The sequence below is a fragment of the Schwartzia sp. (in: firmicutes) genome, assembly GCF_978017985.1.
Genome location: NZ_CDXDFU010000024.1, coordinates 1 through 5706, shown reverse-complemented (window position 1 = coordinate 5706; position 5706 = coordinate 1). Strand labels below are relative to the sequence as shown.

General features: G+C 48.1%; 6 protein-coding genes and 1 pseudogene. All 7 read left to right on the top strand.

From position 1 onward, the window contains the following. A pseudogene (locus ACY69O_RS01060) lies at window positions 1–450 on the top strand (mannose-6-phosphate isomerase); the annotation flags it as partial. A 135-nt stretch (window positions 451–585) separates the two neighbouring features. Next, window positions 586–948, top strand: coding sequence for a CidA/LrgA family protein (locus tag ACY69O_RS01055; protein WP_462331619.1), 363 nt, complete (start codon window positions 586–588; stop codon window positions 946–948). Window positions 949–967: 19 nt separating this feature from the next. Beyond that, the gene (locus ACY69O_RS01050; RefSeq protein ID WP_462331618.1) at window positions 968–1660 is read left to right on the top strand and encodes an LrgB family protein; all 693 of its coding nucleotides are present in this window, start codon (window positions 968–970) and stop codon (window positions 1658–1660) included. A gap of 188 nt (window positions 1661–1848) precedes the next feature. Beyond that, a complete protein-coding gene (locus ACY69O_RS01045) occupies window positions 1849–3324 on the top strand; it encodes an APC family permease (RefSeq protein WP_462331617.1) in 1476 nt (491 codons plus the stop codon). A 65-nt stretch (window positions 3325–3389) separates the two neighbouring features. Next, the gene (locus ACY69O_RS01040) at window positions 3390–4181 is read left to right on the top strand and encodes a PhzF family phenazine biosynthesis protein (RefSeq protein ID WP_462331616.1); all 792 of its coding nucleotides are present in this window, start codon (window positions 3390–3392) and stop codon (window positions 4179–4181) included. 84 nt (window positions 4182–4265) lie between these two features. Continuing rightward, a complete protein-coding gene (locus ACY69O_RS01035) occupies window positions 4266–5126 on the top strand; it encodes a DUF3298 and DUF4163 domain-containing protein (protein ID WP_462331615.1) in 861 nt (286 codons plus the stop codon). 40 nt (window positions 5127–5166) lie between these two features. Then, window positions 5167–5706 (top strand): hypothetical protein (locus ACY69O_RS01030; RefSeq protein ID WP_462331614.1); only part of this gene is annotated, 540 nt, incomplete at its 3' end.

Sequence of the window (5706 nt, the reverse complement as noted above, 5' to 3'; positions counted from 1 at the left end):
CGTACGCTCCAATCTATCTTTTACTGTAAAACGTTTGCTGAGATTCAGCAGAATTCCAATACCACCTACCGTGTTTACGATTACGGACGTCTCGGAAAGGACGGAAAGCCGAGAGAGCTTCATGTGGACAAGGCGCTTGATGTACTGCGCCTTACTCCGTCGCCAGAACCGTCGGCACTGCCTCCGAACCTGTTTTTTGCTGAATATGATATGAAGCAGCTTGTGTCCTGTGAGTTCTTTACAGTACATGAGTTTAATCTCCACGGCCGCTGTCATCTGGCTTCTGACCGCAGCAGCTTCCAGTCCATACTTGTTCTGGACGGTCTTATTGAGCTTGAATGCCGTACGGGATACAATACTCTCGAAAAGGGAGATTCCGTATTTGTTCCCGCTGACTACGGTGCGTACTGGCTTAGAGGAAACGGAAAATTCCTCCTGACGACGGTGTGATTTGATATATTTGGTGACTTGACTCTCCCTGATTGGGAGAGTTTTGTTTTTAATGAATTTCTCAGAATAGAGTGGTACAATTCGTGTCATATTTTTCTTTTGAAATTTTTAGGACTGAGGAAAGGAGATAAGCGTATGAAATCTATGAAACAGTTCGCGATTATTCTCATGTTTTCGTTTATAGGCGAGGCTCTTCACGCTTTGATTCCTATGCCTGTACCTGCAAGCATATACGGGATAATTCTTTTGTTCCTGGCGTTGGAGCGAAAATGGATAGAGCTTCGTGATATTCACGGGATTGTCGTGTTTTTGATACAGATAATGCCTATTTTATTTGTTCCCGCGGCGGTGGGGCTCATCAAGTCCTGGCCAATACTCAAGCCTGCGATTGTGCCGTATCTTGTGATCACGGTTTTGTCGACAATTGCCGTCATGGCGGTTACGGGCAGAGTCACGCAGATGATTTTACGGCTTGGCGGAGACGGTCAGGAGAAATAATATATAAGGAAGTAATGATATGTACGAATTTTGGCATGAATCGCTGTTCTTCGGAACACTTTTGACGCTTGCCGCTTACGGCGCAGGCGTCTGGATAAAAGAGAAAACAGGAAGCGCGGTTTTGAATCCGCTGCTTGTGGCAATAGTTCTTGTAATAGCATTTCTTATCTGCTTCGGAATTGACTATGATACGTACTATGACGGAGCAAAATATGTAAGCTACCTTCTGACTCCGGCAACGGTTTGCCTCGCCGTGCCCCTTTATGAGCAGTTTGAAACAATGAAAAACAATGCAAGGGCGGTTGTAATCGGTGTGACGGCAAGCGTTGTTACAAGCCTTACGGTTGTGCTGATTTTGGCAATTATCTTCGGACTTGACCATGCGGGATATGTCACGCTGCTTCCGAAATCCATAACCACCGCAATCGGTATGGGTGTTACGGAGGAGCTTGAGGGCTATGTGCCCATTACCGTGGCCGTTATCATTCTTACGGGTATTCTCGGAAACATAATCGCGGAACCTGTCTGCCGCATTTTTGGAATAAAGGAGCCAATCGCCAAGGGTATAGCTATCGGCTCCGCGGCGCATGCCATCGGAACTGTTAAAGCGATGGAGATGGGAAAAGCGGAGGGAGCCATGAGCTCTCTTGCCATTGTGGCAGCGGGAATTATTACTGTGTTCGGCGCGAGCCTTTACGCGATGATTTTTTGATGTGCAGTTAAATACAGTTAAATAGAGAAGTATTTTGAACAAGCCTCTGCAATTTTTGCGGGGCTTGTTTTGTTTGTGGAATATGATTGCTTTTGTAATGATTAGTTTCGGTTGATTACACTTCTGTACTGTGGTATAATACTATCGTTATTACTTTACTATACTAAAGCAAAGAAGGATGATGTAATTTGAACACAAGCAATTCTCTCAAGAGAACGCTCGGCATGCAGGAAGCGGTAACAATAACCGTCGGTACTGTCATAGGCGTCGGGCTTTTTACAATCGGCTCACAGATTGTCGGTAATATGGGCAGTATGGTAGTCCTGGCGACATTTATTGCCATGCTCATAAGCATATACCCGGCGTGGCTCTACGGCGAGATGGGCGCGGCACTGCCCTTTGCGGGAGGAACGTACAAATACGCGCAGCTCGGGCTCAATCACTGTGCGGGTGTTTTAGCAGGCTGGAACTTCATTGCGTCTCTTGTGGCTGTTACTTCGGGAGAGGCGCTTGCCTTCGCGTTTTATTTTAAGACGCTGTTTCGAGCTATGGGCCTGGAGCTTCCGTTAGATGATGCGGTGCTGGCTATGATTCCGATTGCTGTTTTTATCGGGACTAATATTTATGGCACGAAGTTTACGGGCCGTCTGCAAAATGCGTTTATCTATTTTTTCTGGAGCATTGCTTTCATTTGGGCGCTGACTATGCTTCCGAACATTCACATGCCGCATTATGTGGTTCTTCCTGCGGGGCTTTCCGATATGTCCTCCTGGAGCTTTATAGGCATGGTGGCGCTTATATGGTGGTGTTTTGCCGGATTTGAGACCTGCTGCGCTCTCGGGGAAGAGATACGCTTTCCGGAAATCAATATCCCGCGCGCATTAAAGCTGGCTCCGTTTATTGTGTTCATAGTTAACGCTATTTTTCAGTGGTTCCTTGTAGGAATTACTCCTACAGATGCACTGCCTGCGCTGGCTTCTGCCGACGCTCCTTACGCTGAGGCGATGGAGGCAGCAGGTATTCTTGGCCTGCCGCTTATCATGCTGGCGCTTGGTATTTCCGTTGGCGGAGATTTTTCAACGCTGAACTCGTCTATCGCTGTACCGCCAAGATATCTTTACGCTATGGCTCGTGAGGGATCTATGCCGAAAATCTTCAGCAAGCTCCACCCAAAATACGGTACGCCCTGGGTGGCAATTCTGTTCCTTGGTATTCTTTCACTGATTCTCGTAAAATACCCGATTACTTTCGTCGCCTCCGTCAGCCTCTTTGCCGACCTTTTCTACTACATTATCGGCATTGCGGCAGCGTGGGGACTCCGTCACCGTCTGCCTGACCTGAAACGCCCCTTCAAGGCACCAATGGTTGAAATAGGCGTGCCTGTCAGCATTATCATATATCTCATTATGATGACGCAGCTTGATCAGGATGCTATTGTTTCGGGAATTATCTGGTGCGTTGCGGGTGTCGTTGTATACTGGTTCTGCCGCAGACAGAATGAGGGCATTGAGGAAGTACAGCTTGAGACACTCATTGCCGACACACCTGAACCTACATCTGAGGAGCAGCTTGCTATGGATAAGGACTACAGATTCTGGAAGCGCGTTACCGCGACGTTCTTCATACTGTCCTTGCTTATCTATGCCGTTCCTGTATTCTTTTGAGTAATAAACGGGGCTGTCCCAGAGCAAAGCTTTGGGAGGCCCTGTTTTTGTGAGGAGGAAAGTTTATGAAGCAATACGTGGCAGACGCATTTGCGGACAGCCTGTTTCACGGAAATCAGGCGGCAGTCTGTGTTATGGAAAGCTGGCTTTCTGATGATGTTATGCTGAACATAGCAAAGGAAAATAATTTCTCCGAGACTGCCTTCACGGTAAAAGACGGCAGCGTATATAATCTGCGCTGGTTCACACCCGGCGGAGAAATAGATTTCTGCGGACACGCGACCTTGGGAACAACCTTTGTGCTGTTTCAGTTCTACGAAAAGGACGCAGAAGAGATACATTTTGATACAAAAGTAGGAAGGCTGTCTGTTCAGCGCAATGGCGATATGTACGTCATGGATTTTCCTGCGTATAGATGCAGGCCTGTTCCTGTGACGAAGGAAATGGAGGAAGCCCTGGGTGTTAAACCCGTGGAGGCGTATATGGACCGCGACCTCTTGATGGTACTGGAATCGGAGGAGCAGGTACGTGAGCTTGCGCCTGACATGGAAAAGCTGAAAAAACTGGACGGGGTTACAATTGCCGTGACTGCGAAAGGAAGCAGCTATGACTGCGTTTCACGCTGCTTTGCTCCGGGGATATCAATACCTGAGGACCCTGTTACGGGAAGCACGCACTGCATGATTACGCCCTACTGGTGTGACAGGCTGGGAAAAGAAAAGCTGGTCTGTTTTCAGGCATCTGAGAGGACAGGGGTGCTTTATACAGAACGGCGAGGAGACCGCATTTTCATATCCGGCAAAGCAGTGCTGTATTCCATGGCTGAGCTGCAGGTGGGGGGAGAAATGAAAAAGTAAGGGGTAAAAATATTTATAGAAAAAGAAAGCATTTTCTTATACTATATATGTAACAGTATTTAACAATGGAACGGAGGGAATAAAATGTGGAAAAAGGTTTTGGCGGCAGGAGGCGCGGTACTGACTTTGGGGATTTTTTCGCCTGCGGGAAGTGACCTCAGCCCGGTGCCGGGCGCAGCGGTATGCGAAGGAGCAGTCAGCAACGCACCGGAGGGGATTCCGTACAGCGTTCCTTTGGGCTACTCTACCAGTATTCAGAAGTCTGAGATGTACTGCGACGGCAGAGTCATAATGCAGGGCAGCACCTACGAGGTTAATCTTGACGGCAGGAGCGCGGAAAAATATCCCAAGCTTCAGACGGCGCTGGAAAATCTCTCGAAGGATAACTGGGGATATATGCGAAAGATGATGAACCGATGGGAAGGAGACCTGAAGGAACAATACAGAGCGCGCAGCGCTGAAGGCTGGCCGGTGGACAAGGATGTTGTTCCGTTTTGCTATGACCTGAGCTACAGCGGTCTTCGGGCAGATTCCTCGGTGTTCAGCTGTGTGGGAACGGAGTATATTTTCCTTGGCGGGGCTCATCCCGTGACATACTACAGGGCACATACCTTTGACACGAACTCCGGCAAAGCGCTGAAGGCTGAGGACGTATTTGAAACCACGAACGGGCTGGCGAAAATTATCGTGAATGAAACGATTGCCCAGAACGAAGCCCAGACGCGCATGATGAATAAAGAAGAAGCTGTACGGTCGGTGCAGAAAATGATAGATAGCCATACGCTGCAGTTCGGCATGACGGAGGAGGCTCTGGTGGTCTACTTCGGCAGCTATGCGGTGGGCCCCTATGCCATGGGAACAATGGAGGTTAAAATCCCGTACATGAAGTATATGAAAATGTTCAATGATAAATATGTCTTCTACGGAGAAAAGGCAAAGGGCTGAGGCTTAGGATTGAAAACGGCAATGGAAGGCGGGATAACAGTTGAAAATAGTACATGATCTGCCGGTACTTTATTTCAGCTCTGATGTAAAAGATGTGGACGGATCGGATTTCAGCGAGATTGCGGGAATAGATTATGATTCGGGGCCAATCCGTGGAGAAACGGGGATTGACGGGCTTCGGATTGATTTCAATGCAGGGCTTCGGCTGAGGATTCCTAAAGGAAATTGGCACATTCGCATATCGGATTACGACAGTGAAGTTGTCTTTTTCGACCAGGCGGTTTCGGAAAAAGTGCTGATTTCCATGGAAAAATTTTATATACGATGGCAGGTTGAGGTGTACCTTGACGGCGAGCTGCAGTTTGCGCATGTTTTTGACCCTGAGGGAATGGACGTGCTTTTCTCCGTGAAAAAGACTCCGCTGGGCGAGGCGATAATGTTTCTTCCCTATATGAAAGCATTCGTCGAAGAACATAAATGTCATGGGCTGGTTTGGGCCAATCCGGCATATGAACCGATTATACGCACCTATTTTCCTGAGCTTCAGATTGTGAACAGTATGCCGGAAACGGCCTACGCG

What these genes read in the sequence shown, in the direction of transcription:
- ACY69O_RS01035 (WP_462331615.1), top strand. Translation starts at nt 4,266, where the DNA reads ATGTGGAAAAAGGTTTTGGCGGCAGGAGGCGCGGTACTGACTTTGGGG.
- ACY69O_RS01040 (WP_462331616.1), top strand. Translation starts at nt 3,390, where the DNA reads ATGAAGCAATACGTGGCAGACGCATTTGCGGACAGCCTGTTTCACGGA.
- ACY69O_RS01055 (WP_462331619.1), top strand. Translation starts at nt 586, where the DNA reads ATGAAATCTATGAAACAGTTCGCGATTATTCTCATGTTTTCGTTTATA.
- ACY69O_RS01050 (WP_462331618.1), top strand. Translation starts at nt 968, where the DNA reads ATGTACGAATTTTGGCATGAATCGCTGTTCTTCGGAACACTTTTGACG.